The organism is Paenibacillus sp. 2RAB27, assembly GCF_052115445.1.
Taxonomy (GTDB): domain Bacteria; phylum Bacillota; class Bacilli; order Paenibacillales; family NBRC-103111; genus Paenibacillus_E.
On record NZ_JBFRGR010000014.1, the window covers coordinates 25,862 to 44,692 of the forward strand.

Genomic DNA, 18,831 nt, shown 5'->3' on the forward strand with positions numbered 1-18,831 from the left:
CTCCTTGAGAGTTTAATTAGGCTTTGATATTTTCCATGATGCCTCTCTGTAGAAGGAGATACATCACAACAACAGGAATTACACTGATCATGATTGCCGCACATAGCGAACCATAGTTCATATTCAACTGGTCATAGAAGGCCACCATACTCACGGGGAGCGTCCTCAGCTTCTCTTTGGTCAGAAATAAATTAGCCATAATGAATTCATTCCAGCTCGTTAGAAAGTTCAACATGAATACGGTAAATAGGGACGGTAGTGAAATGGGGACGATGATCCGACACAACAACCCGTAAATGGAAAGCCCATCCATGATACCCGCTTCTTCCAGTTCATTCGGTATGGAGCTCAGAAAGCTGCTAACCATGAACACGGTCCACGGCAATCCTAATGTCACATAGGGCAGAATTAAAGCCAGCGGTGTGTTATAGAGATGCAAGCTCCTTAGCAGCATATACAAAGGGACCAGCAAGGAAGCGGCAGGCACCAGCAAGGCCAAGATCAGTATCCTTTTCAGAACGAGACTTAGCTTTGGAAAAGACATCCGAGTCAGCGCATAAGCGGTCGCAGTTCCTAGCGCTAACGAAACAATAGCTGAAACCGTCGAATTGATCACACTATTCATAAAATAATGGCCCACATGTGCGCCAGTCCACGCATTCCAATAATTCGATAACGAAAACTCTGTGGGAAAGGACCATGGGGCAGTAATAATTTCTTTATTTGTCTTGAAGGATGAATTCAACGTCCACCCAAGTGGAAATAAAATCAACCCGATGTAGATCACTAAAATCGCATGTGGGAAAATACGGCGCAGGAGGCTTCCTCTCATAAGCGCACCTCCTCCTGGTTCCTTGTGAACCATCCGAATACGGACGTTAAGATAGCCGTAAAAATGAGAATCAGTACCGCGATGCTGTTCGCATAGCCATACTCGCCGATACGATAAGCTTTTTTGATCATATAAGATGCCATAACCTCCGTGATCCCATAGGGATTCCCACCTGTCATGACAACTACAATGTCCATGGCTTTCATGCCGCCCGTAATCGATAAGAGCATCATAACCATAATTACGGGTCTTAGCAGCGGCAAAATGATTGACCAAGCTTGACGGATGCCCCCTGCACCATCCATTTGAGCAGCTTCCACCAGATGCTTTGGAATGGCATAGATGGCAGATACCACAAGCACCACATAGAACCCCATCCATTGCCAAGCATTGGTGATCAAAATGGCGAGCATCGCCGTCGCGCCATCTGCCAGCCAAGCATGCTGCCAGCTCGATAAACCGACTGCTTCTAAGACTTGATTAAGCAGCCCCGCCTGCGGATGATAAATAAATTCCCAGAGCACACCTACGACCGCAGTCGATAGAATCGTTGGAAGGAAAATCAGAGCTTTATACATCCTGATCCAACGCTTTAATCTACTCACAAGCAATGCAATAGCTAATATAACGGGAATTTGAATCCCGATAGAAAAGCCAATGAAGTACATATTATTTCGTACAGCAATCCAGAAATAAGGATCATGAAAAGCTGCAACGAAATTGTCCAGCCCATTAAATGTCGCCGGGGAGATGCCGTTCCACTCCGTAAACCCGTAACGCAGCGACATCAACATTGGATACATGAAAAAAATCGCAAATACGAGCTGCGTCGGCAAAGTAAAGAGCATGTACGCCCTTGCATTTCTTCCCATTTGATTCATATGTCATCCTACTACTATTTGGAATGGGTTTCTTCTTTATTCGAAGCTTCTTGCTGCTTCTGTAATTCCGTCATCAGCGAGGCCGGATCTGTTCTTCCGCCAAGCAACTCCTGCATTCCTCGTTCAAGCTTTTCGCGAACCTTCGTTTGTATGCGGGAATCGAAGGCTGGGAAAGTTCCTTTACTAGTCGCAAACACATTCAATATTTCCGTTATCAAGGGGTTTACTTGACTCGTATCCTGCAGCTTCATCGCTGGCGGCATCCCCTCTTCAACGAGCTGCCTCTTCTGCATCGATTCCGTATACATTTGCTTAATGAACTCTTTGATCGCCAGCAATTGTTCGGGGGTTACCTTTTTGGAAAAGCCATAGGCATTGGACCAGCCCCCATTGATATACCCATCACCAGGTCCCCCCATTGAAGGGAAGTTCATGAAACCGATATCCCGTGCAATGACTGACTTATCAGGATCAAGGAGCGGCGTGTTCGCCCAGCTGCCATCAAACATGAAAGCTGCGTTTCCACTACTGAATGTATTTTGCTGTTCGGCATAGGCAAGTGCTAGACTGCCATCTTGGAAGTAGTCTTTCTGAATGAGCGTTCTATACTGTTCAAAAGCTTTCAATACCTCTGGATCCGTCCAATGCATGCTTCCATTCAAAAAACCCTCGATCGAATCCGCCCCTGCCGTGCGCACCCACATGGTATTAATCATCATGTTAATAACCCAGGAGTCCTTAGCCGCCATGGCAAAAGGGGTAATTTTGGCAGCTTTCAGCTTCGCCGCTGCGGCTACCAGCTCGTCCCATGTTTCGGGCAGCTTGATTCCCTGCTCTTTCAAAATCTTTTTGTTATAGTACAGGCCTTCCACATAGCCAGCCATCGGAATCCCATAGATTTTGCCATTCACCGTAAACTCTTCAAAGCTATAGAACTTATCTGTTAACCCAAGCTCTTGCAGGATGGGGGTAAGGTCCAGCAGTCGATTCGCCTTCACGTAATCCTTCGTATCCGTGCCTCCGAACAGGTCGAATATTTCTGGCGGATTCCCTGCAGCCATTTCTGCTCGCAGCTTTTCGAAGCGATTCACCTTATCCTCAACACCATCTAACGTAATCGTCAAACCAGGCACTTTGGCTTCGGTCGCTTTGACAACATCCTGCAGCATGGCGAGGCGTTTCTTCTGCGTATCCTTTACCTGTGTATGCCGGATGGTCAGCAAGATTGGCCCATTCTGGACACTTTTTCCACTAGACGCATCATGCCCTGGATCCGATTTATCCGAAAATATACTGCATGCCGACAGCATGAACGTGAGAGCTATAGCACCTGCACTCCAAATTAGTGACCGTTTTCTCATCCACTCGGTTCTCCTTTAAATGCTTCTTGGACTACTTCGTGATCAAAAGTGGACTTTTTAAACAACCGCTTTAAGCTTACCATTTAAGTATAATTGAACCCCTGTGTGTACTAAAGACAGATAAATTCCTAATCTAGGGGCAAATTCCTCTAGTTCCCTTCCTTTCGCTTATCCCGATACTCGGAAGGAATTTCGCCCGTAAACTTCTGAAATACCTTAGTAAAATAGCGCCGTTCCATATAGCCCACGCATTTTCCAATATCCGTAATACTTTTGTCACTGTGCAGCAACAAGGATTTCGCCTGCACCATCCGATGCTTCGTTACATACTCCACAAAGGTTTCCCCAAAGTGTTGTTTAAATAACAAACTGAAATAGCTCGAGCTAATTCCCAAGGAGCTGGCAATATCCTCAATGCCGAAATCCGTTGAATAATGTGTTCGAATATATTCCTTAGCAGAGGCCATGAGGAGCTCACTATTTTTCTTCTTGTTCGTACCTTCGAGCCCGTTCGATACAAGTTGTACCATAACCTGCAACAAATGCGGGATACTCTCGCTTTTATCCAACTCACGCCAAATCTGTTCTTCTTCCTGACTATCGAGGGCATTCATCTCACGCAACTCTCGCAGTACATGCAGGATCAAATAGTGCAGCATCTGATAAGCGCGAGCGAATGATCCCTCCGACAAACCTTCCAGCAACAACTTAAGACGATCCAGCGCATCCTCGGTCTTCGGACGATTCAACTGCTTCATGCCCGTAACAATTTCCTCTACCAAAAACCAAAGCGAACTACTCGCATCCGAAGATTCTTTGGCCTCTTTATAGGGCAGTACGGATTGCTGCTTATCTAAATTCAACTGCATGAATCTCTGCAGCTTTCGATAGGTATCCGCTAGCTGTTGCAGTCCTACTGGCCCTGGAAAGTAGCCCACACTAATCCCTAGCTTCACAGATTGACTGACATTTCGTTGTAATTTGGCAGCTAACTCACGTAATTTCATTTCTACGGAAGTAGGGTCTGCAGGGTCTTCCTCCTCCCACGCCATGAGCAGTGACCATTCTCCTTCTCGCATCTGAAGAACGGTGTACTGTGAGATCTCGTCCGCCAAGGAATCCTGTAGGACATTCCGCACAGCGAAGTTCCACAGCTTACGTTCTTGCTCACTCCACAGCAATGATTTCTGAGAATAATTATCTACGTCAATAATCGCGAACACATAACGCAGTGTCTCTAGATCTCCCTGATCAATGGGAAGCTGTGTACTCGCCGTAATATCCGTATAATCCATCATAATATCCTGCAAAATCTTCTCGTAGGCCAAGCTTCTAATCTTCCCCCACTTCAGGAGTTCTTCCTGATGGTTCTGTTTCTTAGCACGAATTTCGCCGGCAAGCTTACGAATCGAATTCTCAAGCTCTTCGTAATTGATTGGCTTTAGAATATAATCACTAACCCCCACCCGCAGGAGCGAGCGCACATAGTCGAAATCCTGATACCCCGTCACCATCAGCACCGTGCAGTCTTCATTGATTTCCCGCAGCTTATGAATGAACGTAATGCCATCCATTTGCGGCATCCGAATATCACTCATCACGATGTCCGGGATATGCTGAACACAGAGTTCTAAGGCTTCAAGCCCATTTTTGGCTGTGCCTACAATATCAATCTCGAGCTCTTTCCAAGGAATGACCGCCTGCAAATTACGTAAAATGTTAGGCTCATCGTCTGCCAAAATCGCTTTTAACCTCACCCTGCATCCCTCTTTCTTTTCGGAATAATCACCTTCATCGTCGTACCTTGACCTTCTTGAGAACAAATAAACATCCCATAGTGCTCACCATATTGAATCCGAACCCGATCGGCAACATTACTTACACCAAGGCCTCTTCGCTCTTCATTCGATTCCAAAATTTCATGAAATGGCGTCTCCAGTTCGGTTTTATAATGGAATTTCGCTAGCTTTTCGTTACTGATGCCAACGCCGTTATCCGTCACATATAGCCCAATACGATCCCCTTCATCCACAACCTTCACCGTAATTAGCCCCATATAGTCAATTGGTTCAAAGCCATGCTGTAAGCTATTCTCGACCAAAGGCTGCAAGGTCAGCTTCAAAATGTCCTCATGGAGCAGCTCCGGAGGCGCCTCAATCGTGTATTGGAACTGATCCTCAAAGCGGAACTCCTGTATTTCCAAATAACTGCGCAGATGCTCAAGCTCCTGCTTCAACGTAATCTCTTCCCGGTTTTCCATCCCGATCCGGAGCAAATTCCCAAGTCGAATCACCATCTGGCTGACTTTCTTCCCTTGGTTTTGAATGGCTAGCACATTAATGGACTCGAGCGTATTAAAAAGAAAATGAGGCTTAATCTGTGCTTGCAGCAGCATAAGCTCTGCCTTGTTTTTGCGGTCCTGCTGACGCTTCACCTCTTCGAGCAAATCCTCGACCCTTACAACTAGACTATTAAATCCTCTCGCTAGCGCTGTGGTTTCGTCCTTTCCGCTCACTTCCATACGGGTCGTCAGATCACCACGCTCCACCTTTTTCATAGAGGAAAGCATGCGAAGAATCAGTTGAATAATACGTCTTACGAAGACAAGGTTATACACCAGGGCAAAGAATAAACAAATAAACGTAATGCCTGCAACCAGCTTCATAATCGTCTCGATTTCCCCAGCGACATATTTCCATGACGTGACCGACACGACACTCCAGTCCTGAACCCCCATCCCATTAATATTCAAATGATAGAGGGAAATCAGACTTTTTTCATTTTGAAAATTGGCCTGGAAGCTGTAATTATTGAATCCAAGATCGAATTTCCCTTGCGTCAATTGCAGGACATTCGCCCCTTCTAAACTTTGCTTATTATCGTAAAAAATAAGACCGTTTTTATTGATCAGCAGATAGCGTTTGGAGCTTTCCTCACTCGTATTGAAGGATTTGAATATCTGATCCAGCTCATTGAATTTAAATTTCAACAGCATATAGCCGAGATTATCCATCGTCCAAAAATCTTTCACCATTCGCGCTTGATAGAACTCGCCGCGGCCTGAACCGAACTCTTTGAATTCGGAGGGTCCTATCCAGAGTGGACTGCCATTAAGATCTTGGATGTGCTGGAAGGCCATGCTTTGCTGAATCGTTTGCCATGGAATCGAACTTCCACTCGTTCGCCCGGCACTAAAGGATTTGCCGCTATTGTTGTAAATGACAACAGATTGAACAGGCGAATAAGTCAGAATCGAGCCGCGAAGCAGCGTATCAAATGTGTTCAAATCATACGAGGATAGGGGATCCTCGTTCGGTTTTGCCGCATCTATCGTACGATAGATGCCTTGAATGCTATCTTTGACCATCCAGAAATCGGAGAAATAGTTCGCTTCCTTGAACATGTAGTAAATATTACGAGAGATCGCTTGCAACGTGACTTCTGTGAGATCCCCATATTTTTTCTCAATTAGCTGCTGGGAGACTGTGTACACCGCTGACCCTAGGACGAATAAGGGGATGATGATGAAAAGTAAAAAACCGATAAATACTTTTTTGTTCAGATTCATCGCTGCGCTGCCCTCCTTCTAGATCGAATCGGACAATGGATTAGTCAACTACACGCCCGAGATTCGAATCTCGGGTTCGACGCTAATATGTACATTGCCTCGCAAAGCTTTGCTAATCATGCAGGTTTGTTCCGCACGGAAGGCCGCTTTGTTTATTTTATCCAGTTGAGCTTCGGTCATATGTGGTGGCACAGAAATTAGAGGACGATGGACGATCGCATTCACTTTCATTGTTGGTTGGTTCTGGATGTAGATGTGGGAATGGAGTTCTAGGGATTCGATGCCTGCTCGATGGAGCAATGTGCCGAGTGTGATCAGGTAGCAGGTTGCCGCGGCGCCGAGCAGCATTTCTTCCGGATTCGTCCCTACGCCAGGTCCGTCAAATTCGCTTGGCACGGAAATGGATGTCTGGAAGCCATCCGCTTGGAGTTGGCCGGTCCCATCAAGACCGCCGGTCCATGTGGCCTTAAGTTCAAAAACTTGCTCTGGCATGGGAAATACGCCTCTTTCTATGTATGATCAAAACCTTACATTTAAACAAACCCACAATTCACAATCAACTTTTCGTAAAACCTTCCAAACCTCAAGCAAACCTCAAGCCTCATACCTCAAGTCTCATACCTCAAACCTCAAACCTCATACCTCAAACCTCCAGCAAATCTTTGGTAGATTTCATTTTATTGTAAAGGAAGCAAGCAGGATTCACCAGTCATTCAAACAACATAAAAAATCGTTCCCGCACCTAATCAGCACGAAAACGATTTATCTAACTTCAATTGATCTCTATGAAATTGCGTAATTCATGTGTTGGAATATCAAAACAATGAAAGCCCTACCTCTCTTTCATCCTTGCGGCTCCAATGACCGCGCCAGTGCGAATTGCGTTACAAACACTTACTGCCGAAACACTTACGTTGCCTCGGGTTTACCATAAATGAGCTGATGGACTGCGCATTGGGAGAAAAACAAACAAGGAGAGGGGGTTACTTTCTTCTCGCTAATCGTTCGTGTGGGGTAAATGAGGCTAAATATGAAGTGTTTATATGGTTTCATTTCAATCAACTTCAATATTATATAATAATAGTACATGCGTGTCAATACGGTGGTGATATACGGAGTGTGTGTGCTACAATGTTGACATAGTTGGTCGTAAAGCATACGCCGCTTTTCAAGTTCAGCCTTGGCTGTTCATGAGAAGCGGCTTTATCATTTCAAGGAGGCATCCACATGAAAATAGCATTCGAAGTTGCACATGATGGATTTATCGCTTACCACGCGTCCACTCGAAAAGGTGACTCGCTTCGCAGACTGCTGGAGGGCCACAGTCATGCTGAAAAACTATTTCTTTTGCAGGTTTGGTGGCCTGCTTTTAAACATTTCAACGATCTTCATCCCGAATATGAAGTGAAAGACTTCCGAGATGGAACCCGATTCCTTGATTTTGCTTTTATCAAACATACACTCAAACTTGCCATCGAAATCGATGGTTTCACCACCCACGCCTCACAAATTAGCCGATCCCAATTCTCCGATCACCTCATTCGTCAGAACCACCTCATCATCGATGGCTGGCGAATCCTTCGTTTCTCCTACGACGATATCAAAGATCGCCCTCGCATGTGCCAACAAATCCTACAACAATTTATGGGACGCTATTTGGGCATGAACGACGGGTCAGTCCAATTGATAAGCTACGTGGAGAAGGAAGTCTTGCGGTATGCGATAAACAGTGATAATCCCCTCACCACTCAAGATGTATGCCAAGTACTCGCTATCGAATCTCAGAAAGCACGACAACTGCTCAAGGTCATGCATGTGAAAAACATGCTTGAACCCGCAGGAAAAGGGACTAAACGGATTAGATACTACCGCCCTACAGCTGAGATACTTCAGCAATTGATGGGATAGTGCGAAGTGATACGACGGATTCGACTTATCCAGCTCCAATAGTGATGTTTTTCATCACTAACTGCAGCATTTGCGGCTGATTCACCCAGCTCCACCTGCTTTAGTGATGTTTTTCATCACTAACTGCAGCATTTGCGGCTGATTCACTCAGCTCCACCTGCTTTAGTGATGTTTTTCATCACTAACTGCACGTTTTCAGCAGATTCGTCCAGCTCCACCTACTTTAGTGATGTTTTTCATCACTAACAGCACCGCTTGCGTCAGATTCGTCCAGCTCCACCTACTTTAGTGATGTTTTTCATCACTAACAGCACCGCTTGCGTCAGATTCGTCCAACTCCGGCATACAAACAAAAACCCGCAGGCTCAACGCCCGCGGGTTCACACTACACCTTAAATTTCTGCAGCGAAATTTGTAATTCTTCCGCTAGTCCGGCCAGGGACTTCGCGGAGTTCTCGATTTCCTCCGTGGTCGACATTTGCTGCTGACTCGCAGCGGATGTCTCTTGGCTGACGGAAATCCCCGTCTCCGAAACGGAGCTCACAATACGCATCACTTGCTCGATGCGTAAGTTCGCGTCTACGAGCTGGTGGATGTTCCGGTTCACATCTTCCACTTTCGTATTCACCTTCTCGACCGAAGTCTCGATATGTACGAACGATTCCTGCGCTTCCTCCGAAATCGTCAGTCCTTCTTGCACTTTTCCTGCTCCGGTATGCATGGAGCTAACTGCTTGATTGATCTGTCGTTGGATCGTCGACACCAGATCTGTAATATTTCGCGCCGAAGTGGACGACTGCTCCGCAAGTTTGCGCACTTCCCCAGCAACGACCGCGAAGCCGCGCCCCGCTTCCCCTGCACGTGCTGCTTCAATCGCTGCATTCAAGGAAAGCAGATTCGTTTGCGTCGAAATCTCGTTAATGACATTGACGATTTCACCAATTTTGTGTGCATTTTTACCCAAAGCTTCGATAACGACATTAACATCACGAACCGCGTCTGATATCTCAGACATTTGCCCCGCGATTGAAACGACCGATTGCTTACCATGCTGAGCGGCCTGCGTTGCTTGATTCACAAGCGCAGCAACCACTTGCGCCGACTCATCAATTTGCTTCGTGCTAGTCAGCATAAGCCCAACGGCCTCATTCGCTTGCGTCACACCAGCAAATTGTTTATCGAAATCCTCCGACAACTGCTGACTAGAAGTAGCAACCTGTCTTGCTGCCAGAGAGCTTTGCTCTGAGCTAGCAAGCAGCTCTTCGGAACTCGCTGAAAGCGTTAAAGCATTATCTGAAATTTGCATAACTAAGCCACGCAAGCTCCCTGTCATGACATTAAAGGAATTCGTTAATTTACCTACCTCATCCCCATAAGGATAGTCCCCTTTAACGGACAGATCTCCACCAGCTGCCTTTTCCATATTTTCTTGGAGTTTGCGAATGGGTGTCGAGATGATCATATCCAACGTCAATGCGCCCAACGTCATCACAACAATCGCAATAATGATCGTAAGTATAATGACCCAATGCGACGTTGCTGAATCCGAACTACTTGATTTCTGAAATTGTTCAGCCGCGGTTTCTTTAAGCGCTACGAGTTTATCTAATGCTTCTACCGTTTTATCACCTTGCGGGGATACTTCATTATTGTAAACCTGATAAGCAACTTGATTATTTTGCGTCGCTTGATCTATGGTTTTAGTGACAAATTCACGATATTTCAGATTCAGTTCCTCGAAGCTTTTGAAAGCCCCAGCCTCTTCCCCATTCAACGCAATCCCTGCAATTTTCGTAACTAAATCTTTATTCGTACCAGCGTTCTCATCCAACTTAGCTTTCAGCTTGGCCTTATATTTCACATCCGTGGATAACATCATTTCTAGTAAATTAGATTCGGTTTCATTGAAATTTGTTTGGAGTTGATTAATCCATTTGACAGATAGCAGACTTTCCTCGTACATTTTAGTAGAGTTGCTAGACATCTTGTCCATATAATAATAGCCCGTAATCCCTACAATTAATAAAAATAAAATGGCAATCGCATTCATGAACAGCAGTTTAAAACGAAGTTTCAGATTACGAAGGACGGACAGGTTGACGTTGAACTTTCCTGTGCTTTGCATGCTGTTCAATTCCGATTTCAATTTCAAAGTTACCCATTCTCCCCCCGAGTGTAAATCATACAACTTTCTCCCATGACATAAAAACTAACATCAAAATTAATTAATTTACCTATGGTTTATTTTACAAAACAGTGCCCCTTATGTAAAGGAAAATTCGTATATAACCTACGCTTAGCAATTGTTTCACTTACCAAAAACTACCACCTCAACGAAAAGATAAGGGGCAAATACACATGGAATCAATCGGAATTATTGTGAACCCGCTTTCAGGCAATGGCAGAGGAGCTAACATCTGGGGAGTCATCCAATCCTACCTCCAAACGAATCGAATCTCTTATCTAGCCAAATTAACAACCCAAGCAGGTGAAGCAACACAACATGCCATAACACTGATTCAAGAGCATCACGTTCAGCGGATTATTATCATTGGCGGAGATGGCACCGTTCATGAAGCAGCAGGTGGCATTTGGCAGCATCAGAATAGCAACGTTTCCTCCCCAGTCTGCTTCCTCGCAGTTATTCCAGCTGGAACAGGCAATGATTTTGCAAAAGCCTACGGCATACCTAATCATCCATTGGAGGCCCTTCAAATCGCCTTAACTGCTCCCAGCACAGTGCTAATTGACCTTCTCCATGCCATTCAGATCAACCAAGTGGCAGTTAATAGCATTGGCGCTGGCTTTGACGGCATGGTCGCCAAACTTACGAATGAAGCCAGCTACAAAAAGTTCCTCAACCGCCTTGGACTAGGTAGGTTATCCTATTTCATCTCTATCCTTCGTGTGTTCGCAACCTATCAACCTTCCACCGCATGGATAGAGGTAGACGGCAGTGTTACGAAATTACCTAACATGTGGCTGGCAGCCGTAGCCAATATTCCATTCTACGGAGGGTCGATTCAAATTTGTCCAACAGCAAGTCCAACTGACGGTATGGCCGATGTTGTTGTTATTCAAAGCAACAGCCGCATTCGCCTTCTGCCCGTTCTTTTCACCGTGTACCAAGGCAAACACACTGAGCACCCTGCTGTATCTTTCTATAAAGGAAAATCTATTTCTATTCGGACAGAAAAGCCCTTGCTTGTCCAAGCAGACGGGGAGTTCGCTGGCTCCACGCCTATTCAAATCGAACTCATCCCCGCCGGCATTTCCGTCATACGTTCAAAACCCACAGCCTAAGCTGTGGGTTTACTTCCAGCATCACTTGTCAGTGCCCATTGCTTCATCGTCACATAATCTGTCTTCCCACTCCCCAAAAGCGGCAGCTTCTCGATATACCGAAACTCAGATGGCATATAAATCGCAGGCTGCCCCTCCTGCTTCATCAACTCGCGTAGTGCTTCAAGAGGATTCACCTTACTGGTATGAAAAACAATGATTCGCTCCCCTTTTCGCCAATCAGGCACATGTACAGCAGCGCAAACCGCTGGTGCTGTCAAACTCTTTGCTACGAGCTCTTCCACCATGAGAAGCGATACTTTTTCGCCACCTATTTTAGCAAAAGACTGCAAACGGGCTTGAATGAACAAATAGCCTTGATCATCCAACGTCACAATATCCCCAGTGCTATACCACTCCGAAGCAGGAACGAAGCCACGACCATGAATCAAATACCCTTTCATCACATTCGGGCCTCGAACGAGCAAATGACCACCAGTCGCAATCCCATCTACCGTTTCCACGACAGCCTCAATGCCAGGGAGTAATTTACCTACTGAACCTTTCTTCCCATGCATCGGTGTATTCAGTGAAATAACGGGCGTCGTCTCCGTCGTTCCATAGCCCTCCAGAATGCGAATCCCGAATTTATCCTGCCAAATTTGACGTACTTCCTCTTTCAGCCTTTCGGCACCAGCCACAACATATCGCAAGGAATGGGCAAAATCATAAGGATGCGCCGTTCTCGCGTAAGCACCAAGAAACGTTGAGGTGCCGAATAAAATCGTAATATTCCGATCATAAACGAGCTCTGGAATGACTTTATAATGCAAGGGATTCGGATATAAAACCAACTTCACCCCCGAAAGAATCGGAAGCATCGTCCCCGCTGTCAGACCAAACGAGTGAAACATCGGCATGCTGCCAAGCACGCTATCTGAACTATTAAAGGCAATAACAAGCCTCGCCTGCTGTATATTCGCGCAAATATTTCGGTGCGTCAAAACGACACCCTTCGGTTTACTCTCACTGCCTGAAGTGAAAAGCACAACTTCATTAAGACCAGTGCCCACTGGACCCTTCTTCCGCAGAACAAAGTCCAACAAACCACTTAACTTATCTTGCAACGTTAGCGCTTTCTTCACATCTTCAAGATAAATCACATTGAATAACCCGCTAACACTCTGGATAAAATCCTGTAGACCCGCCTTCTCGATAAAAACTCGAGACGTCAGCACAGTCCTCACTTCGGCCGTTTCACACGCTTCCAGCATCGCTTGCCTACCAGCAGAGTAATTCAATATCGCCGGCGTAACGCCTAATCGGAATAGTGCAAACAACGTCACTACATGCCCCGCGGCATTAGGCAGCAACAAGGCTACCCGCTTTTGACCTTCCAAAAGCTTCCCCAACCGACCTGCCAATGTATAGCTGCTCAACTGCAGCTTCCGATACGTCAAAGCAGATTGACTCATAACATCTTCGCAAATGACTCTCGATTGACCGTGCCTTTGAGCCGCGGCGAGCAGCTCGTTGAATAAGTTAACCTCGGGCTCGAGCCGACTATTCAGCAAATGACACAATAACTTCGTGCGGATCGCCTCCGTCGCCTGCTCCTTTTGAACTTTTCTCGTGAAGCGCTCATCCCCTGCCGGGACTTGAAAAGCTTCACCAAACGCAATGTTCACCTGCGGGAACCAGCGTTGCTTTATTTTTCCGCGTAAATACGATAACTTCGAATGCTCCAAACCTTCAATCGAAATCGGTATAATTCGAGCCTGTGATCGTAAGGCAAGGTACCCTATGCCCCCGTATATTTTCATCATGCCGCCTGTCGTCGTGATCCGTCCTTCTGGAAAAATGACAAGCGGTGTTCCACTTTGGATCGTTTTTAACATTGTACGAACTGCATAGGGATTCGAGGTGTCCACCGTGATATGAGCCCTGAAGTGGAGTACCCACGCAAATCGCTTTGCAATGTTCGTATTCACAACAAATGCCACATCTGTAGGCAAAATCAAAGCAAGTACCACCGCATCCAATAAGGATACGTGGTTCGGAATGAGCACTGTTTTGCCCGTCAGATCGAATTTCGCCATGCCCGTCACTTTCACCTTAAAAGCAAGCAACACAAACAGACGCAAGCACGGAAGTAAAAGCCTTACGAGCGTAACGAACATCCATTTGAACATGGAAATTCCCCCTATTGGTATCTCGTTCGAGTCTGTCAATAGTTCATTGTATGCGGGGAAAAAAAATAAGACCTCAGCATCTGTATGCTTCGGTCTATTTATTCTTGGCTATGTATGCAAAAATGCCTTCAACCTGCCGGGGAAATCTGTGATAATACCGGTGACACCAGCGTTGGTCAACCGTTGATAGTCCGAAAGTTCATTCACCGTGTAGGGGTAGACTGCTAGCCCCGCTGCTGTTGCCGATGCAATATCCGTTTCATCCATCGAATGATAATGGGGATGCAGGGAGTAGACTTCGACCTCAAGCAGTTTGGCATATCCCGTATGGTCGATGAGATTCGCTGCATACAGCAAGCCCACCTTCAACGCGGGTTCTGCCCGTTTTAAACGCTGAATTACTTTGTGATCAAAAGAAGAAACAACGACGTCCTCGTACCGATTTACCTCTCGGAAGAACGCCAAAAGTGCTTTCTCCATGCGCCCTTCGTAGGCATGCTTCACTTCCACATTGATGAGCGTGCCCTTCGGCACTACATCAAATACTTCGCTTAGAAGGGGGATACGTTCCCCTCTGAACTTCTCCGAAAACCATGCTCCAGCATCTAGCTTCTGAATGACTGCCCATGGTTTATCGCAAATAAGTCCTGAACCATTCGTTGTTCGATCCAATGTTCCATCATGACAAACGACGATCTCGCCATCCTTCGTGATATGAACATCCAATTCAATCGCCTGTGCGCCTTGCGAAAGCGCCAATACAAATGAAGCCAGCGTGTTCTCTGGAGCTTCACCCGCCGCGCCGCGGTGACCAATGATGATCGGTTTCGGTGTATGCATGTTCAACGCTCCCAACGTATTAGCTTACATGACTTGCTCTACAAATTATATAAGCTGCCGATTCGAAGCGTCAATCATCATCATGTTCCGAATTCCTCCTTTGAATTAAAAGAGTCCCGTAGAGCGGCTTATAGCCAAACCCTCGGGACTTTTATCTAAAGGCCTGAAATAACCGTATGAAATAAATTATTTGCCAAGTTGGTGAATCGGATGTCCAAGCGCACCTTCAGCGGCATCCATAATCATTTCCGTCAATGTTGGATGTGCATGAATCGTAAGTGCGATATCTTCTAGGTTAGCGCCCATCTCAACAGCAAGCGCTAGCTCACCGATCAAGTTCGAAGCTTCTGGTCCTACGATTTGTCCACCAAGCAATTGGCCCGTTTCTTTGTCGCCGACAAGCTTCACGAAGCCTTGAGCCGCGTTCAAAGAGTTCGCACGTCCGTTAGCCGCGTATGGGAATTTACCAATGGTTACATTGATTCCTTGCGCTTTCGCTTCGGTTTCGCTTAGACCTACGCCAGCAATCTCCGGATCGGAGAATACGACTGCAGGCATTGCTTTGTAATCAACGATACTTGCGTGACCAGCAATCGCTTCAGCCGCCACTTTTGCTTCATAGGAAGCTTTGTGTGCCAAGGAAAGACCAGGAACAACATCACCAATTGCAAAAATGTGAGGAATGCTCGTTCTACCTTGGTTATCGACTTCGATCAAACCGCGATCTGTCATTTTCAAGTTAATAAGGTCTAGACCAAGTTCGCCATCTGTGTTCGGACGACGACCAACAGTTACAAGAACGTAATCTGCTGTGACTTGTTTCTCTTCGCCTTTAACTGTGAATGTAACCGTAACATCGTTGTCTGTTTTCGTACAGGATTGCGCTAACGCTTCGGTATGAACCTCTACGCCAACTTTCTCTAAGTTCTTAGCTACCAGCTTTGTTAATTCTTTCTCGAAGCCAGGAAGCACGTAATCAGAGCCTTCCAATACAGTCACTTTCGTACCGAATTTCGCATACGTTTGACCAAGCTCGATCCCGATATAGCCACCACCGATAACGATCATGCTTTTCGGGATTTCAGGCAAGTTCAACGCTTCTGTCGAAGAGATGATTCTTCCGCCGTAAGGGAAAGCTTTCAACTCAATCGGACGAGAGCCTGTTGCGATAATACAGTTCTTGAAACGGTAACGCGGTGCTTCAGCATCATTGAACACACGTGCTTCGTGCTCGTTGATGAACATCGCTTCACCTTGGAACGTTTGGATCTTGTTGCCTTTGAGCAAGCCGCTAACGCCGCCTGTTTGTTTAGCAACAATACTGTTTTTCCAAGCTTGTACCTTCGCAAAGTCCACTTTCACGTTCTCTACGGAAATCCCGATGCTGTCAGCATGCTGAGCGTGCTCATACGTATGTGCTGCTGAGATCAAAGCTTTGGATGGGATACAACCGCGGTTCAAACAGACGCCGCCCCAAGCCTCTTTATCAACAATAAGAACGCTTTGTCCAAGCTGTGCTGCTCGAATCGCAGCAACGTAACCGCCAGGACCCGCACCGATAACCAACAAATCTATATCTAAAGAAGCATCTCCTACAACCATGATGTTACACCTCCAAGACGAGAAGCTCTGGATCAGCCAGAAGCTGTTTGATGTAGTTCAAGAAGCTTTGTGCTGTCGCTCCGTCTACGATACGGTGATCGAAGCTCAAAGAAAGCGCCATAACGTGTCCAACAGCGATTTCTCCGTTTTTCACAACTGGCTTCTCCGTGATACGGCCTGCACCCAAGATCGCAACTTCTGGGAAGTTGATTACCGGTGTGAAGAACATACCGCCAACAGACCCGATGTTCGTGATGGAAATGGTGCCGCCTTTCATTTCGTTCGGAGACAATTTGCCTTCGCGACCGCGCACGGCCAAATCTTTAATCGCTGCTGCGACGGACCATACGTTTTTACGGTCAGCATCATGGATAACAGGAACGAGCAAGCCGTTGTCTGTATCTGTTGCGATCCCGATGTTGTAATACTTTTTGTAGACGATTTCTTGTTTCTCTTCGTCGATCATGGCGTTCATGACCGGGAATTGACGGCAAGCTGCTACCAATGCTTTCACGATGAAAGGAAGGTACGTCAGTTTCACGCCTTTTTTCTCTGCTAGCGGCTTCGTACGCTCACGAAGTGCGACAAGTGCGGATACGTCGATCTCATCCATCAATGTCACGTGCGGAGCCGTGTACACGGATTTAACCATCGCGTTCGCGATGATTTTACGGATGCCTTTGAACGGAATCCGTTCTTCGACGCGATCGCCAACTGCAACCACTTGTGCAGCAGCAGGTGCTGTTGTTGTTTCAGAAGCTACTGATGACGCTGCTTCTGTTGCTGCCGGAGCTGCGGCTGCGCCAGCTCCTGTGAAGCCAAGCACGTCCTCGCGTGTTACGCGGCCGTGCTTCCCTGTAGGCGTCACCTCTGCGAGTGTGATGCCTTTCTCTCTTGCCAGCTTGCGCACGCTAGGCGTCGCAAGCACTTCACGGCCCGCGCCAGTGCTTGGCGCGGCTGGTGCTGGAGCAGCTACTGATGACGGCGCTGCTGCTGGTGCTGCTACTGCTGCTGGCGCCGGAGCCGCAGCAGGTGGAGTCGCTACAGCCACGGCTGGTGCCGCGTGGCTGGATCCTTGATGCATCGAAGCCGCAGGCATCTCGCCCGTTACTTCAATCGTCATCACAAGCTCACCGATTGTGCAGACTTGTCCATCTTTGACGGCAACGCTGACGATCTTGCCTTCAACCGGACAAGGAACTTCAACGACTGCTTTATCATTCTGTACTTCCATAAGAATCGTTTCGTCAGTTACGGTATCACCCGCTTTAACTAACATTTTCACGATCTCGCCTTCATGTATGCCTTCACCAAGCTCTGGGAACTTGTATTCAAACAATGCCACGTGTACGACCTCCTGTTACCTTCGACTGGGTGAATTAGAATTCAAGTACTTTCTTAATTCCAGCAATAACGCTTGCTGGACTTGGCAACCAAGCATCTTCGATCTGTGCAAATGGATACACCGTATCTGGTGGTGAAATACGTAGAACTGGCGCTTCCAGATGTAGAATCGCTTTTTCATTAATTTGAGCAATAACCTCTGCAGCTACGCCAGATGTTTTTTGCGCTTCTTGAACGATAATCGCGCGATTTGTTTTCTTAATGGAAGTTACAATTGTATCGATATCCAATGGAAGAAGTGTACGAAGATCGATAACTTCGACTTTCACACCTTCTGTTTTTTCGATTTCTTCAGCGGCTTTCATGGATGTGTGAACCATAGCGCCGTAAGTAATGATTGTTACGTCAGAACCTTCTTTGACAACATTCGCTTTACCAAGCTCGACTGTATATTCGCCTTCTGGTACTTCGCCGCGGAACGCACGGTATAAGTTCAAATGCTCCATGAAGAAAACAGGGTCATTATCGCGAATAGCTGCAATTAGTAGCCCTTTTGCATCGTAAGGATTGGAAGGAACAACGACTTTAATCCCTGGTGTTTGAACAAGTAGACCTTCAAGTGCATCTGTATGAAGCTCAGCCGCTTTCACACCGCCTCCAAATGGCGTACGGAATACGATTGGGGAGTTGTAACGACCGCCGGAACGGTAACGCATACGCGCTGCTTGCACGCAAATTTGGTCAAGTGCTTCGTAGATGAAACCTACGAATTGGATTTCAGCGATTGGGCGGAAGCCCTGTACGCCTAAACCAACCGCAAGTCCGCCGATTGCGGACTCAGCAAGAGGCGTATCGAATACACGCTCTTCGCCGAATTCTTTTTGTAAACCTTCTGTCGCACGGAATACGCCACCAACGTTACCAACGTCTTCACCGAACAAAATAACATTAGGATCTCTTTCTAATTCTACGCGCATCGCGTCTTTTATCGCTTGAATCATTGTCATTTGTGCCATGACTA

The 18,831-nt window shown here is 46.5% G+C and carries 14 protein-coding genes; 2 read left to right on the forward strand and 12 right to left on the reverse strand.

What is annotated here, in order from left to right; genetic code table 11:
• Window positions 1-16: 16 nt before the first annotated feature.
• The 6 genes from AB4114_RS19205 to AB4114_RS19230 form a co-directional block, all read right to left on the reverse strand.
• Window positions 17-832, reverse strand: a complete 816-nt coding sequence (locus AB4114_RS19205) for a carbohydrate ABC transporter permease (protein WP_441989925.1) — start codon at window positions 830-832, stop codon at window positions 17-19.
• Entirely contained in the window at window positions 829-1,713 is an 885-nt protein-coding gene (locus tag AB4114_RS19210) for a carbohydrate ABC transporter permease (protein ID WP_441989926.1), read from the reverse strand. Before AB4114_RS19210 ends, AB4114_RS19205 begins: the two co-directional genes overlap by 4 nt.
• A gap of 14 nt (window positions 1,714-1,727) precedes the next feature.
• Window positions 1,728-3,074, reverse strand: coding sequence for an extracellular solute-binding protein (locus AB4114_RS19215; RefSeq protein WP_441989927.1), 1,347 nt, complete (start codon window positions 3,072-3,074; stop codon window positions 1,728-1,730).
• A 149-nt stretch (window positions 3,075-3,223) separates the two neighbouring features.
• Window positions 3,224-4,831 (reverse strand): response regulator transcription factor, encoded by a 1,608-nt coding sequence (locus AB4114_RS19220; RefSeq protein ID WP_441989928.1) that lies wholly within the window; start codon window positions 4,829-4,831, stop codon window positions 3,224-3,226.
• Window positions 4,828-6,642: a sensor histidine kinase gene (locus AB4114_RS19225; RefSeq protein WP_441989929.1), complete on the reverse strand. Its 1,815-nt coding sequence runs from the start codon at window positions 6,640-6,642 to the stop codon at window positions 4,828-4,830. Before AB4114_RS19225 ends, AB4114_RS19220 begins: the two co-directional genes overlap by 4 nt.
• Before the next feature lie 48 nt (window positions 6,643-6,690).
• Window positions 6,691-7,134, reverse strand: coding sequence for an OsmC family protein (locus tag AB4114_RS19230; protein ID WP_441989930.1), 444 nt, complete (start codon window positions 7,132-7,134; stop codon window positions 6,691-6,693).
• A 735-nt stretch (window positions 7,135-7,869) separates the two neighbouring features.
• On the opposite strand from AB4114_RS19230, the gene AB4114_RS19235 reads away from it, so the two are divergent.
• Window positions 7,870-8,550, forward strand: coding sequence for an endonuclease domain-containing protein (locus AB4114_RS19235; protein ID WP_441989931.1), 681 nt, complete (start codon window positions 7,870-7,872; stop codon window positions 8,548-8,550).
• Between the two features lie 385 nt (window positions 8,551-8,935).
• Here AB4114_RS19235 and AB4114_RS19240 read toward each other — a convergent pair whose 3' ends face one another.
• Window positions 8,936-10,702 (reverse strand): methyl-accepting chemotaxis protein, encoded by a 1,767-nt coding sequence (locus AB4114_RS19240; RefSeq protein WP_441989932.1) that lies wholly within the window; start codon window positions 10,700-10,702, stop codon window positions 8,936-8,938.
• Between the two features lie 206 nt (window positions 10,703-10,908).
• Here AB4114_RS19240 and AB4114_RS19245 point away from each other — a divergent pair, with 206 nt between their 5' ends.
• Entirely contained in the window at window positions 10,909-11,853 is a 945-nt protein-coding gene (locus tag AB4114_RS19245) for a diacylglycerol/lipid kinase family protein (RefSeq protein ID WP_441989933.1), read from the forward strand.
• Here AB4114_RS19245 and AB4114_RS19250 read toward each other — a convergent pair.
• The 5 genes from AB4114_RS19250 to AB4114_RS19270 form a co-directional block, all read right to left on the reverse strand.
• Entirely contained in the window at window positions 11,850-14,024 is a 2,175-nt protein-coding gene (locus tag AB4114_RS19250; protein ID WP_441989934.1) for an AMP-binding protein, read from the reverse strand. The genes AB4114_RS19245 and AB4114_RS19250 overlap by 4 nt on opposite strands.
• 108 nt (window positions 14,025-14,132) lie before the next feature.
• Window positions 14,133-14,864 carry a glycerophosphodiester phosphodiesterase gene (locus AB4114_RS19255; protein ID WP_441989935.1) on the reverse strand — a complete coding sequence of 244 codons (732 nt, stop codon included), beginning with the start codon at window positions 14,862-14,864 and terminating at the stop codon, window positions 14,133-14,135.
• A gap of 186 nt (window positions 14,865-15,050) precedes the next feature.
• A complete protein-coding gene (gene lpdA / locus AB4114_RS19260) occupies window positions 15,051-16,466 on the reverse strand; it encodes a dihydrolipoyl dehydrogenase (RefSeq protein ID WP_441989936.1) in 1,416 nt (471 codons plus the stop codon).
• Between the two features lie 4 nt (window positions 16,467-16,470).
• Window positions 16,471-17,811, reverse strand: coding sequence for a dihydrolipoamide acetyltransferase family protein (locus AB4114_RS19265; protein WP_441989937.1), 1,341 nt, complete (start codon window positions 17,809-17,811; stop codon window positions 16,471-16,473).
• A gap of 34 nt (window positions 17,812-17,845) precedes the next feature.
• Window positions 17,846-18,826: an alpha-ketoacid dehydrogenase subunit beta gene (locus tag AB4114_RS19270; RefSeq protein WP_057311951.1), complete on the reverse strand. Its 981-nt coding sequence runs from the start codon at window positions 18,824-18,826 to the stop codon at window positions 17,846-17,848.
• Window positions 18,827-18,831 lie beyond the last annotated feature (5 nt).